Origin of the sequence: Candidatus Phycosocius spiralis (assembly GCF_030158815.1) — a bacterium.
Classification (GTDB): domain Bacteria; phylum Pseudomonadota; class Alphaproteobacteria; order Caulobacterales; family Aquidulcibacteraceae; genus Aquidulcibacter; species Aquidulcibacter spiralis.
In genome coordinates this window covers 67,368-86,297 of the sequence record NZ_BPFZ01000002.1, presented here as the reverse complement: position 1 = coordinate 86,297, position 18,930 = coordinate 67,368, and the positions used below count along the sequence as shown (strand labels likewise).

Below are 18,930 nucleotides of genomic sequence, written 5' to 3'. Positions count from 1 at the left end.
AGGAAAGACCCCACTAGATGCGAACCAATTCTATCCCGCTCGACATTGGGGCGATCCATATTGTAGGTATTGGCGGTATAGGCATGAGTGGGATCGCCGAGGTCCTCGCCCACTGGGGGCATAAGGTTCAAGGCTCAGACGCCAAGGATAGCGCCAATCTGACCCGCCTGCGCAAGGCTGGGATCAAGGTCTTTGTCGGACATGATGGGGCCCATGTTGCCGACGCTGGCATTGTTTTAATCTCCTCAGCCGTCAAGCCAGACAATCTGGAGGTGGTGGCCGCGCGCGACCTTGGTATTCCTGTGGTGCGGCGCGCTGAAATGCTGGCTGAATTGATGCGCCTCGGCTGGACCATTGCCGTGGGCGGCACGCATGGGAAAACGACGACGACCAGCATGGTAGCCACCTTGCTTGATGCCGCGGAAAAAGACCCCACCGTGATCAACGGTGGTATCATCAATGCCTATGGCACCAATGCGCGGGTAGGCTCTGGCGATTGGATGGTGGTGGAGGCCGATGAAAGCGACGGCACCTTTACCAAATTACGCCCCACCATCGCCATCGTCACCAATATGGACCCTGAGCATTTGGATTTTTATGGCACGGGTGAGGCCATGGAAGCCGCATTTGAGACCTTTGTGCATAGCGTGCCGTTTTACGGCTTCGCCGTCATGTGCATTGACCATCCAGGCGTTCAAGGCCTTGTTGCGCGCACCACGGACCGCCGCGTTGTCACCTATGGCTTTAATCCCCAAGCCGATGTGCGTGCCTTAAACCTTGAAGCTGACCCCGATGGATCACGCTTTAGTGTTGCTTTTGCGCCAAAGCGGGGCAGTCCCGCCCATCAGATTGACGCTTTACATTTGCCGATGCCTGGCCTTCATAATGTCACCAACGCCGTGGCCGCGATTGCCGTTGCGCGCGAGCTTGGGGCAACTGACACCCAGATTATTCGTGGCCTTGGGCAGTTTGAAGGGGTTAAGCGGCGCTTCACCAAAGTGGGGGAATGGCAAGGTGTGCGCATCATTGATGATTATGGCCATCATCCGGTTGAGATCGCGGCGGTTCTCAAAGCCGCCCGCCAAGTCACCCAAGGCAAAGTTATCGCCGTCGTACAACCCCATCGTTTTAGCCGCTTGCAAGCCTTGTTTGAGGATTTTGCCTGTTGCTTCAATGATGCCGACGTAGTGGCCATCGCGGATGTCTACACAGCAGGTGAAGCCCCGATTGCAGGCGTGGACGCGGACGCATTGGTTCGCGCGGCGCGAGATCATGGCCATAAGCGCGTGTTAAAACTAGCCTCCCCCGACGATCTACCAGCGTTGTTAAAGTCCGAATGTAGCGCAGGCGATATCTTCGTGTGCCTTGGTGCTGGCGATATCACCGCTTGGGCTAATGGCTTGCAGGCGAAGTTATAGGGAACTTGCGCCATGCCCAATCCGTCTGACCTGCAAGCTTCGATCATTCCGGTTACACCGTTTCAACAAAACACCACGCTGTTGTGGTCGCAGGCTACTAAAGAAGCGGTGTTTGTGGATCCCGGTGGTGAAGTGCCACGCCTGGTCGCTGCGGCCCAGCAGACGGGCGTTAAGGTTGTCGCGATTTGGTTGACGCATGGCCATTTGGACCATGCCGGTGGGGCCACGGCCTTGGCGCGAACCTTTGGCGTAGACATTATTGGCCCACACGAAGATGACCAATGGCTGCTCGACACCATTGTTGAGGATTGGGCCAAATATGGTCAAACGACAGGCTTTGAGAATTGTGTGCCGACCCGTTATCTCAAAGACGGCGATACATTGGAGCTGGCGGGGCATGTTTTTGACGTCGTTCACTGCCCCGGCCATACCCCCGGCCATGTTGCGATTATCAACCAAGCCGCCAAGCTCGCGTTCGTGGGCGATCTATTGTTCAAGGGCTCAATCGGGCGCAGTGACTTTCCCAAAGGTAATTTCGAGGACCTGATCGCTTCGATCACTGGCAAGCTCTGGCCTTACGGGAACGACATCCACTTTGTGCCGGGCCATGGTGAAATCAGCAGTTTTGGCCAAGAGCGCAAGACCAATCCCTATGTCAGTGATCGGGTCTTGGGGCGGGAGTAGGGGGACATGGTTTTAAAATTTACCCTCCACCATGCTTCGCATGGTCCCTTTCCCCCGTAAGTAGGGGAGGACAAATGCTGCGTTTACCTTGAATGGTCCTAACCCCCCTTGCATCTATGACCTAACCCTTTCACAAGGCTGACCATGATCTTAATCATTCATCCCGAACTTTCCCTTGCCCAACCGCTTCTTGAAAATATCGCCCCGTGCACACGCGTGTGGGAGATTGAGGATTTAGCCGCCTTTGCGGCGGGGCCTGGTGCCGGGGTGCGCGCGATTGCCTGTATTGGCGGCAAAAAAACCGATGCCGCTTTATTTTGTCTTTTTCCTAAGCTTGAGGCCGTGATTGCCGCTGGCGTGGGGGTAGACGGGGTGGATCTTGCGGCGGCGAAAGCGGCGGGCATTGCGGTGTGTAATTCACCGGGCATCAATACCGATGATGTGGCCGACCTTGCCATGGGGTTGTTGATTGCGGGCGAACGCAACATCATTGAGCTCGATCGTTTGGTGCGTACTGGTGAGTGGGCGGATGCTTTGACCCATGCACCGCGTTATCGCTTGCGGGGGCGGACATTGGGCATTTTGGGCATGGGTGCCATTGGGCAGGCTATTGCCGTGCGGGGGGAGGCCTTTGGCTTGAAGATCATATGGTCTGGCCCCAATCCCAAGCCGGAGCTTGTTTGGCCGCGGGTCGAGAGCGTGCTGGAGCTTGCCCGCCAGTCTGACATTTTGATGTTGGCCTGCCCCCTATCTGAGGCAACCCGCCAAGTGGTGTCGCGTGAGGTGCTCGATGCTTTGGGATCAGAAGGCGTGCTGATCAATGTGGCGCGCGGCGGGGTGGTGGATGAACCCGCTTTGCTAGACGCGCTAAAAAATAAGCGCATTTTAGGCGCAGGCTTGGATGTGTTTGCGCACGAGCCAACCGACCCAAAGCTTTGGGCCGAATTGTCCAATGTCGTTCTGACCCCACATGTGGCGGGCCGCACGCGTGAAAGCGTGCAAGAAGCCGTGCGCGCCGCGATTGGGAACCTGATCCGAGTCTATCAGGGCCAGGCCTTGGAAAATCGGGTAGTCTAAATCCATATAGGGATTGATTGAGGCCTAGAGGTGCTAATCGCGTTTCAGGTTAAGCTATTCAGTAGTCTGGGATGCGTTTTTGGTGCCCATTCTGGTTCAAAACCGCTTATCGATGATGACTTGCCAAATCGCCCACTGACAATTCAATGAGGCCTTTGGAGTAAGCGAGGCCTGCACCAAAGGCCTTTTCAAACGAAAAGCCGCTAAGATTTTTCCATTGCGTGCACCGTATTCGAGTTTCAGCTCTCAATCGGGCCCATCGCGGTTTGGAGATAGTTTTGCAGACCAAGCTTATCGATCAAGGCCAATTGGGTTTCTAAGAAGTCGATATGCTCTTCAGTATCTTCGAGGATTTTTGCGACGATGTCACGCGACACAAAGTCGCGAACCTTCTCAAAATGCTCAATCGCGTCTTTCATTTGACCTTGGCCGCGATATTCCACCGCAAGGTCAGCTGCTAAGCATTCGGGGACCGCTTCGCCCAGTTTCAGCTTATGCATGTCTTGCATATTGGGCAAACCATCGAGCATCAATATGCGCTCGATCAGATGATCGGCGTGCTTCATCTCGCCGATGGATTCCTTATAGGTCACATCGCCCAACTTAATCAGGCCCCAGTTTTTATACATGCGCGCATGCAAGAAATATTGATTGATGGCGGTTAGTTCGTTGGTGAGAATGGTGTTAAGGCGCGCAATGACGCCCTCTGCGGCTTGCATGATGTACTCCTAATCTGGGGACAGTATAGACTTGTCGAGGAATTCGACAAGCAAGTGCCTAGCATTGGGTCTGATACAAAGGGCGTGCAAGACTATCGATCATTGCCTGCATGTCTTCCACGCAGCGGCCACATTGAGCTTTGCAACGGTGCTGATGAAAAATCTCACAGGGTTGGCGGGCACCACGCGAGATCGCAGCTTGGACGCAGCGCTCACGAATTCCATTGCAATTGCACACAAACATGCGAGTCTTCCGTTTCTGACTTTAAGCCACATGATAATAGCCCGTGATAATAGCGCATGATGCCTCTTATTGCAAGTGCTTCGCAATAAAAATAACGGCACGCTCAGTGCTTCAACGCTCCACACACACTGCAACCCCCATGCCCCCGCCAATGCATAAGGTTGCAAGGCCGCGCTTAACGTCTCTGGCCGCCATTTCATAAAGCAAAGTGACAAGCACACGCGCGCCAGAGGCCCCAATAGGATGACCCAACGCAATCGCGCCGCCATTCACATTGACCTTGCTGGTATCCCAACCCATTTCACGATTGACTGCTATGGCTTGGGCGGCAAAGGCCTCATTGGCTTCAATCAAATCAAGATCATTTGCCCGCCAACCTGCTTTTTCCAAAGCGCGTTTGGATGCGGGTATCGGCCCGGTGCCCATTAAGGCAGGATCCACACCTGCGGTTGCAAATGAAGCGATCCGGGCAAGTGGGGTTAGCCCGCGCTTACTGGCTTCAGAGGCACGCATCACAACCAAAGCCGCCGCGCCATCATTTATGCCCGATGCATTGCCTGCGGTCACCGTGCCATCTTTTTTGAACGCGGGCCGCAAAGCTTGTGCGGCCTCCAAAGTTGCGCCGCGCCGAATATATTCGTCTTTAATGACTATGACTTCGCCCTTGCGGCTTTTTACGCTGACCTTGGCGATTTGGCTGTCGAAGCGGCCTGCGTCTTGGGCTGCTTCGGCTTTATGTTGGCTGGCGGTAGCAAACGCATCTTGCTCCTCACGCGTGATCTGCCACTTTTCTGCGACGTTTTCTGCCGTAATCCCCATGTGATAGCTAAAGAAAGCATCGGTGAGGCCATCCTTGATCATGGTGTCGATGAAGGAATGATCACCCATTTTAGTGCCTGCGCGCAGATAGGCACTATGCGCTGACAAGCTCATACTTTCTTGACCACCTGCGACCACGATATCGGCACTTCCTGTCATGATTTGTTGGGCGGCAAGCGCAACAGTACGCAATCCTGAGCCACAAACCTGATTGACCAGCCAAGCGGGGGCGCTATCGGTGATGCCAGCAGCGCGGCTGGCTTGGCGCGCGGGGTTTTGACCTTTGCCAGCGGTGAGCACTTGACCGAAAATGACTTCGGATATTTCCTCGCCACCGATACCGGCACGCGCTAAGGCAGATTCAATCGCCACGGCCCCTAATTCATGCGCCTCAAGCGTCGCAAACGCACCAGAAAATGACCCAATCGGCGTGCGGGCAGCAGATATAATGACAATATCCTCAGACGACGTGCTCATGTCAGGAACTCCCTAGAAATTTCAGGCCAATCGGTCGCGCCCAATCAGCGTTCTTCGTTAGGATCTGTCTCGCGTAAGAATGATGTGGCGTCAATCGGCAAAACAATTCTTTACAATGTCCAAGTGCGAAAAATAGGTCTGGGTGGATTATGGTGTTGGCATAAGGGCCTAGAAACCCATTGGCTATCTAAGGCGTTACGCACCTGCCCAATTGCCTTGCATCTGCGAACAAGTACAGCGAAGCTGATGACCCATACCTGCTTAAAGGAGCTACAATTGAGCGAAACCAAATTGGCTAAACCCGTGGTGACGATCAAGAAATATGCCAACCGGCGGCTCTATAATACAGCCACCTCAGCTTATGTGACTTTGGAACACTTGGCCCAGATGGTGCGCGATGGTGTTGATTTTGTTGTGTTTGATGCCAAATCCAACGAGGACATTACCCGCTTCATACTCACTCAGATTATTCTAGAAGCCGAAAGTTCAGGCAATAATCTTCTTCCGGTTGGCTTCTTGCGCGATATCATTCGGTGCTATGGCGATAGCGTGCAGGGATTTTTGCCGTCCTATCTAGATCTGGCGATGAAGAGTTTTACCGATAGCCGTGAGCACTTTTCAAAGTCATTGAACGGCGGATTTGATCTGGCGGGGCCGGTTGAGTTTTTTCAACAAGCCGTCCGCACCAATATGTCAATGATGGCCGAAGCCGCGCGCACCTTTACTGGGGTTGTTGTACCAACTGTTTTGCACGGCAAAAGTAAAGCCGCACTGCGTCAAGAAACCGCGCAAGAATTAGTCGCGATGCGCGCCCAAATGGAAGCGATGCAAGCTCGGCTAGACAAGCTTGATGGTTCAACAAAGTAAATCGAAGCAATAAAGGGGCGCGTCTTATGTCGTCGATCTTTGATCTAAGTGGAAAAACCGCAATTGTTACGGGCTCCTCACGGGGTATCGGCAAAGCCATAGTTGAGCAATTGGCTGCCCATGGCGCTAATGTAGTGGTATCTTCGCGCAAAGCTGGCCCTTGTGAAGAGGTCGCCGCCAGTATCAATGCAACCCTTGGCACCAATGGAAAAAGCCCCCGTGCCATCGCCATTCCAGCCAACATCTCCTCAAAAGAGGATTTGCAGCGCTTAGTCGATCAAACCAACGAAGCTTTCGGTCAAATTGATATTGTGGTGTGTAACGCAGCGTCTAACCCTTATTACGGGCCGATGGCTGGTATTGCGGACGACGCCTTTGCTAAGATTTTGCAGAATAACATCATCTCCAATCATTGGCTGATCTCGATGGTGGCCCCAAAGATGCGGGCGCGCCAATCTGGAAACATCACAATCATCTCCTCCATTGGTGGGATCAAAGCCACCGATGTGATAGGGGCTTATAACATCTCCAAAGCGGCAGACATGCAGTTGGCGCGCAATTTAGCGCTCGAATTTGGTGGCGATGGCGTTACGGTCAATTGTATAGCACCTGGCCTCATTAAAACCGACTTTGCCCGCGCTTTGTGGGAAGACCCCAAGATACTCAAGCAAGCCACCACCCATTCGTGCCTCAAGCGCATTGGTGAGCCCGATGAAATCGCCGGTATGGCGGTTTTTTTGGCGTCGCGGGCAGGGGGGTTCACCACGGGTCAAACCTTTGTCATCGATGGTGGCGCAACCGTTGTTTAGGAAGTCAGCATGAAAAAGTCTTTGGTCGGCCTCGCACTTGTCCTCACGCTTGGTGCCGGTTTGGGCATGTCGCAATTTGTTATGGGCCTCAACGCCGCCCCTAAGCCCGCGGGCAAAGCCAAACCAGCTACACAAACCCTAGCCCCGATTGAGGATGCGCGCCTGCGCAGCCACATCAAAACCTTGGCGGATGACTTTTTTGAAGGTCGAAGCCCTGGAACCCGCGGCGATGATATGGCCACAACCTATATTGCTGGTGCCATGGCCGCGATTGGCTTAGAACCAGCGGGCGATCAGGGCACCTGGTTTCAAAACTTTGACCTTATCCGCTTTACCACAGCACTAGGTGGAACATTCAGTGTTGAAGATGAGATGTGGAAGCAAGGCTCTGACGTGATGATGATCAGCCGCCGCGCGGATGGCTCGTCTTATAATCTCAAAGACGCACCAATCGTGTTTGCAGGCTATGGCGTCACGGCACCTGATAAGAACTGGGATGATTTTGCTGGGTTGGATTGGACAGGCAAAATCGCGCTTGTACTGATCAATGACCCCGATTTTGAAGCAGCCCCGGGTGATGCTGTTGCCGGCCAATTCGGCGGCAAAGCTATGCAATGGTATGGTCGGTGGCCTTATAAATTTGAAGCCGCTGCCAAAGCTGGTGCAGCGGGTGTGTTGATCATTCATGAAGATGCGCCAGCCGCATATGGTTGGGGCGTGGTGCGCAATTCAAACGGCACCCGGTTTGATTATGTACGTCCAGATAAAGGGGCATCTTTAGTTGCCGTGGAAGGCTGGATATCTCGGGCGGTCGCGGTTGAGTTATTGCGCAAATCTGGTCTTGATTTTGAAGCCTTAAAGCGGGCGGCTCGCATGCCGGGGTTCAAGCCTGTTCCTTTGAACCAAACAGCCACCATCGAAATGGAGGTGTCGCGCGAAACCATAGCAACCCGTAACGTCGTCGGCTTTCTAAAGGGTTCTGAGCGCCCAGATGAAACCGTTGTTCTAGGTGCCCATCATGATCATTTGGGCATACGTGAGCCAATTGATGGCGATGCGATTTATAATGGCGCGATGGACAATGCTTCAGGTGTTGCGGGCATGCTTGAAATCGCGCGTACTGTAGCCACGGGTCCAAGGCCTGCCCGTTCGATCGTGTTTGCATCCTGGGCTGCAGAAGAACAAGGTTTGTTAGGCTCAGACTATTATGTCACCCATCCGCTTTTTCCCTTGGCCAAAACCGCAGCCGCTTTAACCTTGGATATGTTGGCCCATAGGGGAGTGACGAAGGAGATGGAGTTTCCAGGCTCTGGCAAGTCCAGTCTAGACGACGTGATGAAAAAGATACTGGCCAGCCAAGGCCGCGCTTTTACCCCTGACCGCAATCCCCAGTTTGGCTTATTTTATCGCTCAGACCATTTTCCCTTTGCCCGCGCCGGGGTTCCAGCTTTGTTTCCTACAACCGGCACGACATTGGCTAAGGGTGGGGTTGAGGCGGGGCAAGCCGCAATGAGAGAATGGATCGATAAACGCTATCATAAGCCCCAGGATGAATATGATCCAAGCTTTGATTTTTCAGGTGCCTTGTTGGATTTAACCGCCACGCGCAGCTTGATCTTGGAGATAGCCAATGACAAGGCTTGGCCAAGTTGGACCATGGGTGATGAGTTTGAAGCAGTCCGCAAGCGCAGCGACACCCAACGAACAGTGCGTTAACTGACCTATTGGATGGATTTCGCCACATCCCTTGCCCATACATTGCAGAGCAAGGTTGGCGTTTTCATTGATAACCGCTAGAAGCCCGCAACTTATCGGAGATTTTCACTATGTCTAACGCCCAAAATGGCGAATCGCCTATTACTGGCAATGTATTACTTTATAAAAACCCAGAACCTTTGTCCTTAGAGGCGCACAAACAGCTAGGTTTGAAAAATATTGCGCGCCCGTTTGGTTTTGTTGAGACAACCCATGTTGTCCCCTTAACAGTCCAAGAATTTGGAATGGCTGCAGGGTCAATGCCGATCATCTTTGCACCCGACGGCAAAACACCCTTGGCCGTTTTATCGGCGCGCGCTGGCGATAATCTTTTCGTGGACGGCGATGGTAATTGGGAATTGGACGGCTATATACCGGCTTTTATTCGCCGTTATCCCTTTGTGTTTGCAGCCGACCCACAAGGTGACAATTTCGTGGTTTGCATCGATACCAAAGCAGAAATGATTGGTGAAAACCCCGATCTTCCCCTGTTTGCTGATGATAAGCCAACAGCATATACCAATAATGCTATGGAGTTTTTGCAGGACTTTGAACGTCAGCGCCGCTCGACAGAAGAATTCATGAACATCATCACAGCCATGGATTTACTGGAAGAAAAAACAGTCACCTTCACACCAACCAATGGCGATGGTAGCCCAGCTGAGCCACTGAAAGTAGCCGATTATATTGGTATTTCTGAAGAAAAACTAAATGCACTACCCGCTGCTAAATTGCTTGAGCTCAAGCAAAAAGGTTGTTTGGGTGCAATCTATGCCCATTTAGTATCGCTTTTACAATGGCAAAAAATGGTGCAACGTACCTTGCGCAATGCACCCCAATCCCCAGAAATTGCCAACGCCTAAACTGGCTCTTTTGGACAAAACAATACAGGGTGGCCGATAAGGCCACCTTGTGTTAGCGTGTTAGGGGTTGGGTTCGATGTTAACCAATCAAGGCTGCCCCAATCACCCAAACGCCTATGGCTGCAAAGATCGCGCCGGCTATTGTGCGAACCACTTGCAGCGGGACAATTTTAGTGGCGGCTTGGCCTAGATAAACGGCGGGTACATTGGCCAGCATCATACCAAATGTTGTGCCGATTGTAACAAAAGTGATGTTCTCAAAACGGGCTGCCAACAAAGACGTTGCGATCTGGGTCTTATCGCCTATCTCAACCAAAAAGAATGCGATCAAAGTGGTGATAAAAACCCCACCATGGGACTTTTCGCCAGCTGCCACATCTTCCTTGTCGGGTATCAAAGCCCATCCGCCCATCAGAATAAAAGCTGTACCCACCCCGATTTGAAACCACTTGCCGGTGATCAATTGGGCAATGCCATAGCCGAGGCTGGCGGCAAAAGCATGATTGATCAAAGTGGCCACTAGAATACCTGCAAAGATCGGTACCGGTTTTTGAAATTTGCAGGCCAAAACAATGGCTAAAAGCTGGGTTTTGTCACCGATTTCTGCGATGGCAACAATAAGGGTAGATAGCCAAATGGCTTCCATATCAACATTCCTCACCAAATGTTTTGTCTTGAGCTATCCTTAGCCATATAAGGCTGCGCGATAAAGGGCGTGATAATCATCCTGAGTGGTCGTTTTGGGATTGGTTAGATGCGCAATGTCCAAGAGAGCATGGCAGACAATGCCATCGGCATGATCGTCGGTGAGACCCAATTCAGACAAATTCGCGGGAATGCCCAAGTCTTGGTTCAGCTTCGATAGTGCATCAAACAAATCTGCACCAGGGTTTAGGCCCATGGCGTGGCGAATGCGCGCTTCCCCATCTGTGTTTGCGCCTGCATTGAATTTCATCACATGGGGTAAAAAGATCGCGTTTAAGGTGCCGTGATGCAGGCTAGGGCTTTTAAGACGACCTGCGGCATGGGATAAAGCGTGAACGCTGCCTAAGCCCTTCACAAAAGCCAAAGCGCCTTCAGTGGAGGCCATCATCATGTGCCAACGGGCATCACGGTCACCCCCATCTTTGACGGCGCGGGCCAACATACCTTCACCAACCGCACGGCTGATCCCGTCGGCGGCTATTGCGTCAGCAGGTGGGTTGATCGTAGGAGACAGGATGCTTTCGATACAATGGGTGACGGCATCCATACCTGTTGCTGCTGTAAGCCCAGCGGGCAGGCCCAGGGTCAGTTCGGGGTCACAAAGCGCGATACTTGGGATTAGAAATTTTGATACAAATAATTCTTTCTCACCCGATGCAAGTACAATAATCGCGCCAATCGAAACCTCTGACCCTGTTCCAGAAGTGGTTGGTATGGCAATGAGAGGCGGGATTTTTCCAATGAGACGAGAGCCGCGCTGTGCTGTTCCAAAGCGTGCCAATGGTCCCTCCCCATGCACCAAAAGACCTACACCCTTTGCTAAATCCATGGCCGATCCACCACCAAGCGCAATGAGAGAATCTGCCCCACAAGACTGATAGAGCTGGGAAGCATTGATCGTTGCGGCTTCAGTTGGATTGCCAGGTGTTTCATCAAAAATAGCCGCAGGACCAATGGGATGGTCAAAAGCGTCCAACGCATCGAGTAGCCTCTGCAGCAATCCAGCCGCGACAACGCCTTTGTCCGTAACGATCAAGGGACGGCTGGCGCCAAGGCTTTGTAAGGCCTTGCCGATCTGGTTGATGGCCCCGTGGTCAAAGCGAAGATCAGTGAGATAGGGAATGTTGGCCATGGTGCGTTTCCGAGATAAACTAGGATTTTTGCGACCTTATGGGCAGTGCATCCTGCCTGCAATGTCATAACATGTGCTTGAGCAGATAGACCGCGCGGCCTAGGCTGAGTAAGGCAGAATCTGAGCAGTTTGATTTGAGGAAACCTATTGATGACAAACCCGATTTTGAGTGTGCGCGATCTGTCGGTGACGTTTTCTACGCCAGACGGTCCGGTTCAAGCGGTTCGAGGCATCAATCTGGATATCCTGCCCGGCGAGTGCGTGGCGGTTGTGGGCGAATCCGGCTCCGGCAAAAGCCAAACCTTTATGGCGGCGATGGGCTTGCTCGCCTCCAACGGCGTCGCAAGCGGCTCTATCCAGTTTAAGGGTCAAGAATTACTGGGTTTAAAACCCGCTGCCCTGAACTCCATTCGCGGCAAGCAGATGGCAATGATCTTCCAAGACCCCCTTACCTCCCTCACCCCGCATATGAAAGTGGGTGAGCAAATGGCTGAAGTGCTCAACTTACATATGAATTTAAAAGGCGAAGCCGCCACCAAGCGCTGTATTGAATGGCTAGAGCGGGTGCGGATCCCTGAAGCGGCCCGCCGCTTGTTCCAATATCCCCATGAGTTATCGGGCGGAATGCGCCAACGGGTTATGATCGCGATTTCGATGCTGTGTGAGCCAGCTTTGCTGATCGCGGATGAACCCACCACAGCACTTGATGTCACGGTCCAAGCCCAAGTTCTTGAATTGATGGATGAGCTCAAACGCGACACCGGTGCTGCCATCGCATTGGTGACCCATGACATGGGCGTGGTAGCTCGCTTGGCTGACAAGGTGCAGGTGATGCACAAGGGCCTCTATGTTGAGACAGGCGAAGTTCGCGCAATCTTTGGCGCACCCAAAGACCCCTATACCCAAAAACTACTCGCCGCCGTGCCCCGCTTGGATCGCCCACAGCGCCTTGGCGTCCAACTTGCTGATCCGCCCACGGATGATGCACCGATATTGGTTGAAGCCAAGAACCTTCAGGTTCATTTTCCGATAAAGGTCAGTGGCGGCCTTTTCCCGCAGACTCAGCCACTGCGCGCCGTCGATGGCGTTGATTTGACAATCCGCGCTGGAGAAACTGTTGGCGTAGTTGGAGAGTCTGGGTGTGGTAAATCGACCCTAGCGCGCGGGATTTTGCGTTTAGTGCCTGCGAGTGCTGGGGCCGTCGTATGGCTTGGGAAACCGGTGACTGGGACCTCTAGAAGTCAGCTTCGCGCATCGCGCAAGGACTTAACCATCGTGTTTCAAGACCCTTTGGCGAGCTTGGATCCCCGCATGACCATTGGTGCCTCCATCGCGGAGCCGCTTCTAGTCCATAAGCCAGGCATTGGTCGGGTTGAGCGCGACGCCATGGTGAAAGACATGATGAACCGTGTCGGCCTCGATCCAAATTGGCTCAACCGCTACCCGCACGAATTTTCAGGCGGCCAAAACCAACGTGTAGGCATCGCGCGCGCTATGATCTTGCGGCCTAAGTTTGTGGTTTGTGATGAAGCGGTCTCAGCACTTGACGTCTCTATCCGTGCGCAGATCATTGATCTTTTAATGGATTTACAGCGCGAGTTTGGCCTTGCCATGTTGTTCATCAGCCATGATTTGGCGGTAGTTCGCGAAATCAGCCATCGTGTTATGGTGATGTATTTGGGTCGTGTTGTTGAGATGGCCGATCACAATGCAATCTACCTCAATCCGCGCCATCCTTACACACGGGCGTTGATTTCAGCCGCCCCCATTCCTGACCCTGAAATCGAAAAAAACCGACCTAGAATTCCCTTGGAAGGCGATCTTCCCTCTCCTTTGGATCCACTTGCGCATTTGCGGTTTATGAAATCAAAACTGGTGGCAGGTACCGGACCGCAATATCGGCCTTTGCTGCAAGAGATAGCACCCGGGCATTGGGTGGCAGAGCATGACGCGCTTTAGTTTATCGTCGTCATTTTCGCACCATGATGGCGGCTATGGTCGCGACTGTTAGATATGAGTGGTCTACCCTTTTTTTGGAGGGAAAACTGCCATAACAAAGACTAAGTCGTTAGGTTTAATGTTTTGACCTATCATCATTGTGAGCCATCAGGGGGAAGCCATGCAAATTACGCGTCGAGATGCTTTATTGGGTGCTGCATCCGTTTGTGCGGGTAGTTTTTTGTGGGGCTGCAGTCAAAGCAAAGCCGATAATCCTGCCCTCAAGGCTTTGATCGACACCATCACGACAACCATGCTTAAAGACTCACCTGAAATTGCATCATCCCTCACTGTACCTGAAGCTTTGGCAGGGGGGCCCTATAAGGCACGGGTGTCTGATGCTTCGGCTGATGCAGAAATCAAGCGCAATCAATGGGTTGCAGGCTGGCTAAAGGATCTTGGTGCCATTGATCAAACAAGTCTCAACCCCACTGATAAAATCACCCATCAAGTCGTCACCTCGGCGCTGACCTATTCAGCAGCCGCTGCCCCCATGGGCTATGGCTCAGCGGGTTACGGCTCACCCAACCCGTATTTGGTGTCGCAATTAACCGGCTCTTATGTTGGCATGCCCGATTTCCTCGATAGTCAGCACGTGGTCAAGACCAAGGATGATGCGCAGGCCTGGCTTTCGCGGGTTGAGGGTTTTGCAGGGCAAATGGGTCAAGAAGTTACACGGGTGAAAGCCGATGTGGCTAAAGGGGTGGTTCCGCCCGACTTCATCATCGATCGTACACTCGGCCAATTGCGTACCTTTATGAGAACTCCAGCCAAGGATAGCGTCCTTGTGGCGGGGCTTGTACGCAAGGCCAAGGAGGCGGGGCTTGATGCAGCGGGCTTAGGCGAAGCGTGCACTAAGCTAGTCATTGAAAAGGTTTTACCCGCCTATCAGGCCCAAATTGACTTGTTTGAAGGTCTACGCGGGCAAGCGAAGTCCGATGCTGGTGTATGGAAACTTCCTGAAGGGGAAGCTTATTACCAAGCTGCCCTTGGCTATTGGACCACAACCAAAATGACCCCCAACGAAGTTCATGAATTGGGGCGTGATCTGGTTGGTTCTTATGGTTCGCAAATGGATGCTGGTCTAAAGCAGCTGGGCATGACGCAAGGCAGTGTCGGGGAACGCATGGCGGCCTTGGGCAAGGATCCAAAATATCTTTACCCCAATAATGAAGCGGGCAAAACCCAATTATTGGCCGATCTCAATGTGCAAATGGCCAATTTGAAAAAACGTCTGCCAGAAGTTTTCGCCACCCTCGCCAAAGCCGATTGTGAAGTCAAACGCGTGCCTGCCTATACCGAAGCAGGCGCTCCTGGCGGTTATTACCAACAACCAGCACCTGATGGGTCGCGCCCGGGGGCATATTATATCAATCTGCGTGACACCGCCGCTAGGCCCAAATGGTCCTTGCCGACTTTGACCTATCACGAAGCCCAGCCCGGCCATCACTTGCAGATTTCTTTGGCGCAAGAAGCCCAAGGATTGCCATTTTTACGATCAAAAATGCTGTGGTTTGGCGCCTATGGTGAAGGTTGGGCCCTTTATGCTGAGCAATTGGCCGATGAGCTGGGCCTCTATGAAGGCGATATCGCGGGCCGTTTAGGCTATGCGCAATCAGCGGCATTCCGTGCGGCACGCTTGGTTGTCGATACCGGCCTGCACGCAAAAAAATGGAGCAAGGAGCAAGCCGTCGATTATATGATGGAGGCGACAGGGGATACGCGCGACAGCATTGTCACCGAGGTTGAGCGCTATTGCGTGTGGCCCGGCCAAGCGTCCAGTTATATGGTTGGCAAAACCAATATCATCCGTTTGCGCACCGATGCCAAGACAAAATTGGGTGACAAGTTCGACCTTAAAGCCTTCCACGATCAAATCCTATTGCGCGGCCCAATGCCCTTGGACGTGTTAGACCAAGTAATTGTCGACTGGCAAAATGGGATCAAGGCCTGATCATTTTAGAACCTAATGCCCCAGCGCCGCATTCTTCTCTACCTGCAAAGGCGCAGTGCATTTTGCACGCTCATGTTCTGCCTAGCTACCTGACCTCAATGGCGTGAGTTGGGGTGTGGGGAGGCAGTATCGGACTTATAGGGTTTGATGGAAGACATTGAGCACCAATATCGCTAAGTTGAGTATTCCCGACACCAATTTTAAAAAGCAGAGTGTCCTTGGCCGCCAATCGTCACGGTGCGGCCTAATTGGCCGGCCCGTTCAATGATAAATTGCCAAGCGCTACGTCCTGAACGCGCACCGAGCTTTGTGGACCATTGCAATGCGCTTCTCTCAAGTTCAAGGTCACCAGGATCAAGATCAATCTTTGGCAATAAGGGGTCACAATGGATAACCACACTGCTTGATCAAAGGGATGAAAACCCAACCAGAGGCCAAAACGCTCGGCCAAGGCACGTTGTTCTTCTGCCGTTTCCTCAGGTCTAAACTCCTGCTGGGAGCCGTCGGGGCGATTGATTAAATGGCGCCGATTGGATGTGGCATAAACCAAAAGATTGGCCAAAGCCCCCGATACCCCGCCATCAATGACTGATTTTAGCGCCTTATAGCTATCATCGGTTGCCTCAATGGAGAGGTCATCAAAAAAAAAGATGGTACGCCAATTGGCTTGACTGTGGTGGTCGGCAAGTTCGCGGATGGTAATTCAGCCCTAGGCGGGGCTAGGCGTTCTAAAGCTTGGGCGATGCGTTCAAGGGAGGTATGGGGCAAGAGTATCACCTCGATTATTCACTGAGACTTTTTCTTTGGTGGATAGATGCAGCTTGAAAGACCACTTTCTCGAACCATGCGCGCACCCTTGACAATAGCATTGGATTTGCGCGCAATCCGACGCGACGGATTGGTCGGGCTCCACCTGCCTGGTGAGGGCAAGATGGCCGCCATACGTGCGGCTTCTAGTGGCGATAAATCCTTTGCCGGCTTGCCAAAATGATAAAGCGCTCCTGCCTCTGCCCCAAAAATACCAGGACCAAACTCAGCGACATTAAGATAGGCTTCCATAATACGACGCTTAGGCCAAACCGTCTCAATCAAAACGGTAAAGCCCGTCTCTAGCCCTTTGCGCAACCAAGAGCGTTCGGGCCATAAAAATACATTTTTGGCGGTTTGTTGACTGATGGTAGAGCCCCCGCGTAGCCGTCGTCCCCGCTCATTGCTTTTGACTGCCTTTTGAATGGCGATCCAATCAAAGCCATTATGGCTGCAAAATTTTGCATCTTCTGAGGCAATCACTGAACGCACCAGATACGGGCTTATACGAGTAAGGGGAACAGGAATACGCCGCACATCCATACCTTGCAGGGCGCGCTCCACCATCAAAATAGTGCCAGGTATCGGCACGAAGCGATAAGCGAGCGCTATCACAATCGGTGTCAAGATCAAGATCATGAGGCCTTGTATCAGGCGACGCCCCCATGTCTTACCCTTGCTTGGGCGTAGAGGTTTCTTGCGTAAAGTGTTTGGTTTGCTGGCGGGGTTCAAGGAGGGTGGCCCCATTCGGCGATGACATCGGGATCGGTTTCTCTGTGCATACTGGCCTGCGCCAAGCTTGAAAAGTCCTGGTGCGACATCAATTGCGATAAGGCCCAAATGGCAGCCCCACGAACTAAGGGGCTTTTATGTTCACTCAGGTGTAGCGCGGCTTTCATTGACGCCTTGGTCGCACTATTGCCAAGGCCAATGGCGACGTTGCGCAAGAAGCGCTCAAGACCTATACGCTTGACTGGATTTTTGACAAACAAAGCGCGAAAATCTGCATCATCAAGTTCTGCTAATTCAACCAGTTTTAAGGTGCCTAACTCTGACCGTGTGTGCAGTTTGGCCTCCTGCGCTGTTTGGGCAAACTTATTCCACGGGCAAACGGCCAGGCAATCATCACAGCCATAGATGCGATTACCGATTGCGGCGCGAAACTCACGGGGTATTGGGCCCTTATGCTCTATGGTGAGATAGGAAATGCAGCGCCGCGCATCCAATTGATATGGTGCCAGAAAGGCTTTAGTTGGGCAGATATCTAAACATGCGCTACAGCTACCGCAATGATCTGGGTTGGGCGCATCAGGCAAAACTGCTTGATCCATCAAGATACAGCCCAAAAACAGCCATGAGCCAAATTGGGTAGAAACCAAATTGGTGTGCTTTCCCTGCCAACCAAGACCCGCTAGCGCCGCCAAGGGTTTTTCCATCAAGGGGGCGGTATCAACAAACACTTTCACTTGCGCGCCATATTGTTGGTGCAACGCGCCCGCTAGTGCTTTGAGTTTTTTTTTGATCACATCATGGTAATCATCCCCACCGGCATAAACGGAGATAATGGCCCGGTCCTTATGGGCCAAATCGTCGAGGGGATTATGCGCAGGGCTATAGTTTTGTGCCAACATAATGGCAGATTTAGCTCTTTCCCACATATGTGTCGGGTGACTGCGCCGATGACTGGTTTCAGATATCCAATTCATGGTGCCGTGATGACCCGCTTCGATAAAAGCGCGTAAACGTAGGCCTGCTTGCCAAGGTGCGCTTGCATCACAAATGCCACATGCGTCAAAGCCATGCGCAAAGGCCAGCGCCTTGATACCTAGGCCATGCAACGGGGGTGAGTTGGGGGGTGGCTTAGTCACACCGAACCTAAAAGTCCAAATCGGTATAATGAGGCGGCGCGCTTAGGCCAGCTAGTCCATCCAACAATAAGGGGCGAAAGGCGGGGCGTTGCTTTAGCCTTGCATACCAATCCTTACCTGCAGGCGCACTCGCCCAATTGACCGCATCTAAATAATCAAGAACTGAAAAATGGGCGGCCACGACTAAATCGGCCATCGATAATTTCTTACCTCCTATCCAACCCTCACCTTCCGCCGCCCGACCAATCTGGTCCAAGGCTTGGTTGGCCTCACCGTGAGCTTGACGCAGGATGGAAGGGTCAGGTGCACCTCCACGGGTCATGAGTTTTCGGGCTTTTTCGGTGACAATGCGCTCTACAATTGGCCCTAAAGACCTTATGGCACGAATGGTCAAGGTGCGCACTGCCGCGCGCTCTAATGGCCCACCCGGCAATAGGGGTGGGGTTGGTAATAAGTCTTCCAAATACTCAAAGATCGACAAGGCTTCAGAGATCGTGGCCCCATGCCCCCAGGAATCATCGACCAAAATCGGCGTAGTGCCGTCTTGGGATAGGGCCAAAATCGTCGTATCCTCTTCAAAGGGAAGGGCTTCGCGAACGTGAAAGACGGCCCGCTTCTCACCTAAGGCCAAGCGCACAGCCCGTGATAGGGGGTCCAATGTTCTGGTGTGGACAATGAGCATTGGATTTCTTTGTGCGAGCCCATCGGTAAGGTCAATGATTCCCCGCATCGCA

At 52.7% G+C, this 18,930-nt stretch carries 17 protein-coding genes and 1 pseudogene; 9 read left to right on the top strand and 9 right to left on the bottom strand.

Features of this window, described 5'->3' with window-relative positions; all coding sequences use genetic code 11:
• The first annotated feature begins 17 nt into the window (after positions 1–17).
• From murC to PsB1_RS02065, 3 genes are all read left to right on the top strand, one after another.
• Positions 18–1,418, top strand: a complete 1,401-nt coding sequence (murC, locus tag PsB1_RS02075; RefSeq protein ID WP_284358738.1) for a UDP-N-acetylmuramate--L-alanine ligase — start codon at positions 18–20, stop codon at positions 1,416–1,418.
• A gap of 12 nt (positions 1,419–1,430) precedes the next feature.
• On the top strand, positions 1,431–2,102 hold the full coding sequence (locus PsB1_RS02070; protein ID WP_284358737.1) for an MBL fold metallo-hydrolase: 672 nt from the start codon (positions 1,431–1,433) through the stop codon (positions 2,100–2,102).
• A gap of 144 nt (positions 2,103–2,246) precedes the next feature.
• Positions 2,247–3,179 (top strand): NAD(P)-dependent oxidoreductase, encoded by a 933-nt coding sequence (locus PsB1_RS02065; protein ID WP_284358736.1) that lies wholly within the window; start codon positions 2,247–2,249, stop codon positions 3,177–3,179.
• A 239-nt stretch (positions 3,180–3,418) separates the two neighbouring features.
• Here the strand turns inward: PsB1_RS02065 and bfr are convergent, their stop codons facing one another.
• The 3 genes from bfr to PsB1_RS02050 form a co-directional block, all read right to left on the bottom strand.
• Positions 3,419–3,898 carry a bacterioferritin gene (gene bfr / locus PsB1_RS02060; RefSeq protein WP_284358735.1) on the bottom strand — a complete coding sequence of 160 codons (480 nt, stop codon included), beginning with the start codon at positions 3,896–3,898 and terminating at the stop codon, positions 3,419–3,421.
• Positions 3,899–3,956: 58 nt separating this feature from the next.
• Positions 3,957–4,142: a (2Fe-2S)-binding protein gene (locus tag PsB1_RS02055; protein WP_284358734.1), complete on the bottom strand. Its 186-nt coding sequence runs from the start codon at positions 4,140–4,142 to the stop codon at positions 3,957–3,959.
• Between the two features lie 111 nt (positions 4,143–4,253).
• Positions 4,254–5,438 (bottom strand): acetyl-CoA C-acetyltransferase, encoded by a 1,185-nt coding sequence (locus PsB1_RS02050; RefSeq protein ID WP_284358733.1) that lies wholly within the window; start codon positions 5,436–5,438, stop codon positions 4,254–4,256.
• Between the two features lie 276 nt (positions 5,439–5,714).
• On the opposite strand from PsB1_RS02050, the gene phaR reads away from it, so the two are divergent.
• From phaR to PsB1_RS02030, 4 genes are all read left to right on the top strand, one after another.
• The gene (gene phaR, locus PsB1_RS02045) at positions 5,715–6,305 is read left to right on the top strand and encodes a polyhydroxyalkanoate synthesis repressor PhaR (protein WP_284358731.1); all 591 of its coding nucleotides are present in this window, start codon (positions 5,715–5,717) and stop codon (positions 6,303–6,305) included.
• 26 nt (positions 6,306–6,331) lie between these two features.
• Positions 6,332–7,114: an SDR family NAD(P)-dependent oxidoreductase gene (locus PsB1_RS02040; protein ID WP_284358730.1), complete on the top strand. Its 783-nt coding sequence runs from the start codon at positions 6,332–6,334 to the stop codon at positions 7,112–7,114.
• Between the two features lie 9 nt (positions 7,115–7,123).
• Positions 7,124–8,830: a M28 family peptidase gene (locus PsB1_RS02035; protein WP_284358729.1), complete on the top strand. Its 1,707-nt coding sequence runs from the start codon at positions 7,124–7,126 to the stop codon at positions 8,828–8,830.
• A 110-nt stretch (positions 8,831–8,940) separates the two neighbouring features.
• Complete coding sequence (locus PsB1_RS02030) at positions 8,941–9,732, top strand: SapC family protein (protein ID WP_284358728.1); 792 nt, start codon at positions 8,941–8,943, stop codon at positions 9,730–9,732.
• A gap of 79 nt (positions 9,733–9,811) precedes the next feature.
• Here the strand turns inward: PsB1_RS02030 and PsB1_RS02025 are convergent, their stop codons facing one another.
• Positions 9,812–10,378, bottom strand: a complete 567-nt coding sequence (locus tag PsB1_RS02025; RefSeq protein ID WP_284358727.1) for a TMEM165/GDT1 family protein — start codon at positions 10,376–10,378, stop codon at positions 9,812–9,814.
• A 39-nt stretch (positions 10,379–10,417) separates the two neighbouring features.
• Positions 10,418–11,569: an iron-containing alcohol dehydrogenase gene (locus PsB1_RS02020; RefSeq protein ID WP_284358726.1), complete on the bottom strand. Its 1,152-nt coding sequence runs from the start codon at positions 11,567–11,569 to the stop codon at positions 10,418–10,420.
• Positions 11,570–11,719: 150 nt separating this feature from the next.
• On the opposite strand from PsB1_RS02020, the gene PsB1_RS02015 reads away from it, so the two are divergent.
• Together PsB1_RS02015 and PsB1_RS02010 are read left to right on the top strand one after the other, a co-directional pair.
• A complete protein-coding gene (locus tag PsB1_RS02015) occupies positions 11,720–13,528 on the top strand; it encodes an ABC transporter ATP-binding protein (RefSeq protein ID WP_284358725.1) in 1,809 nt (602 codons plus the stop codon).
• Between the two features lie 160 nt (positions 13,529–13,688).
• Positions 13,689–15,521 carry a DUF885 domain-containing protein gene (locus tag PsB1_RS02010; RefSeq protein ID WP_284358724.1) on the top strand — a complete coding sequence of 611 codons (1,833 nt, stop codon included), beginning with the start codon at positions 13,689–13,691 and terminating at the stop codon, positions 15,519–15,521.
• A gap of 200 nt (positions 15,522–15,721) precedes the next feature.
• Here PsB1_RS02010 and PsB1_RS11890 read toward each other — a convergent pair.
• The 4 genes and pseudogenes from PsB1_RS11890 to PsB1_RS01990 all read right to left on the bottom strand — a co-directional run bounded on the left by PsB1_RS11890 (position 15,722) and on the right by PsB1_RS01990 (position 18,926).
• A pseudogene (locus tag PsB1_RS11890) lies at positions 15,722–16,173 on the bottom strand (DUF815 domain-containing protein).
• Between the two features lie 134 nt (positions 16,174–16,307).
• Positions 16,308–17,075, bottom strand: a complete 768-nt coding sequence (gene mtgA, locus PsB1_RS02000; protein WP_420887861.1) for a monofunctional biosynthetic peptidoglycan transglycosylase — start codon at positions 17,073–17,075, stop codon at positions 16,308–16,310.
• Positions 17,057–18,196 (bottom strand): tRNA epoxyqueuosine(34) reductase QueG, encoded by a 1,140-nt coding sequence (queG, locus tag PsB1_RS01995; protein WP_284358722.1) that lies wholly within the window; start codon positions 18,194–18,196, stop codon positions 17,057–17,059. The genes mtgA and queG overlap by 19 nt, the downstream gene beginning before the upstream one ends.
• A gap of 7 nt (positions 18,197–18,203) precedes the next feature.
• A complete protein-coding gene (locus PsB1_RS01990; protein ID WP_284358720.1) occupies positions 18,204–18,926 on the bottom strand; it encodes a glutathione S-transferase family protein in 723 nt (240 codons plus the stop codon).
• Between the last annotated feature and the right edge of the window lie 4 nt (positions 18,927–18,930).

Excerpts from the sequence above, each read along its gene's own strand:
- murC (WP_284358738.1), top strand. The coding sequence starts at position 18 with ATGCGAACCAATTCTATCCCGCTCGACATTGGGGCGATCCATATTGTA.
- PsB1_RS02070 (WP_284358737.1), top strand. The coding sequence starts at position 1,431 with ATGCCCAATCCGTCTGACCTGCAAGCTTCGATCATTCCGGTTACACCG.
- PsB1_RS02065 (WP_284358736.1), top strand. The coding sequence starts at position 2,247 with ATGATCTTAATCATTCATCCCGAACTTTCCCTTGCCCAACCGCTTCTT.
- bfr (WP_284358735.1), bottom strand. The coding sequence starts at position 3,898 with ATGCAAGCCGCAGAGGGCGTCATTGCGCGCCTTAACACCATTCTCACC.
- PsB1_RS02055 (WP_284358734.1), bottom strand. The coding sequence starts at position 4,142 with ATGTTTGTGTGCAATTGCAATGGAATTCGTGAGCGCTGCGTCCAAGCT.
- PsB1_RS02050 (WP_284358733.1), bottom strand. The coding sequence starts at position 5,438 with ATGAGCACGTCGTCTGAGGATATTGTCATTATATCTGCTGCCCGCACG.
- PsB1_RS02040 (WP_284358730.1), top strand. The coding sequence starts at position 6,332 with ATGTCGTCGATCTTTGATCTAAGTGGAAAAACCGCAATTGTTACGGGC.
- PsB1_RS02035 (WP_284358729.1), top strand. The coding sequence starts at position 7,124 with ATGAAAAAGTCTTTGGTCGGCCTCGCACTTGTCCTCACGCTTGGTGCC.
- PsB1_RS02030 (WP_284358728.1), top strand. The coding sequence starts at position 8,941 with ATGTCTAACGCCCAAAATGGCGAATCGCCTATTACTGGCAATGTATTA.
- PsB1_RS02025 (WP_284358727.1), bottom strand. The coding sequence starts at position 10,378 with ATGGAAGCCATTTGGCTATCTACCCTTATTGTTGCCATCGCAGAAATC.
- PsB1_RS02020 (WP_284358726.1), bottom strand. The coding sequence starts at position 11,569 with ATGGCCAACATTCCCTATCTCACTGATCTTCGCTTTGACCACGGGGCC.
- PsB1_RS02015 (WP_284358725.1), top strand. The coding sequence starts at position 11,720 with ATGACAAACCCGATTTTGAGTGTGCGCGATCTGTCGGTGACGTTTTCT.
- PsB1_RS02010 (WP_284358724.1), top strand. The coding sequence starts at position 13,689 with ATGCAAATTACGCGTCGAGATGCTTTATTGGGTGCTGCATCCGTTTGT.
- mtgA (WP_420887861.1), bottom strand. The coding sequence starts at position 17,075 with ATGGGGCCACCCTCCTTGAACCCCGCCAGCAAACCAAACACTTTACGC.
- PsB1_RS01990 (WP_284358720.1), bottom strand. The coding sequence starts at position 18,926 with ATGCGGGGAATCATTGACCTTACCGATGGGCTCGCACAAAGAAATCCA.